A 713-nucleotide genomic window follows, 5' to 3' on the forward strand; every position below is an offset into this window, starting at 1 on the left:
GCATGACAATCGGTCTTTCTGCTGCAGAAACAACTCCTAATTCCAATAGGAATTTCCTGAGCCATACTGCTTCCTTTGCAGCTTCCGCTGCCGCCACATACTCTGCTTCCATGGTAGAATCAGCAGTACAATCTTGCTTGACACTTCTCCATGAAATAGCCCCTCCCGATAGAGTAAAAACATATCCTGAGGTTGACTTTCTGGCATCCGTATCTGATTGGAAATCTGAGTCTGTGTACGCCAAAGGCGTTAAATCATCTGCCCGAAAAGTTAACATATAATCTTTCGTTCTCCGAAGATACTTGAATATATGCTTCACTGCTGTCCAATGCATTGGTCCAGGGTTTGACTGATATCTGCTAACCATGCCAACGGCAAAGCAAATATCTGGTCTAGTACATAACATCGCATACATGAGACTTCCAACAGCGGATGCATATGGAACTCTCTTCATGGTCTCTATCTCATCAGGTGTCTTTGGACATTGATCTCGAGATAGTGGTACTCCATGTCTAGAAGGTAGCAAGCCCTTCTTGGAGTCATGCATGTTAAACTTGACCAATATCTTCTCAATATATGAAGATTGGGATAAGGCTAACATCTTATTCTTGCGATCTCGCAGGAGCTTGATCCCTAAGATGTAGCTTGCCTCACCCAAATCCTTCATCTGAAATTGAGATGATAACCAAATCTTTGTGGATGACAGTGCACCT

General features: G+C 43.2%; 1 protein-coding gene. It reads right to left on the minus strand.

Going from position 1 to position 713, the window contains the following annotated elements; translation table 11 throughout:
• Positions 1 to 667 (minus strand): Ty1/Copia family ribonuclease HI (locus F8C76_RS19850; protein WP_170284061.1); only part of this gene is annotated, 667 nt, incomplete at its 3' end.
• Positions 668 to 713 lie beyond the last annotated feature (46 nt).

It is taken from the genome of Flagellimonas olearia (assembly GCF_009184425.1).
GTDB classification, from domain to species: domain Bacteria; phylum Bacteroidota; class Bacteroidia; order Flavobacteriales; family Flavobacteriaceae; genus Flagellimonas; species Flagellimonas olearia.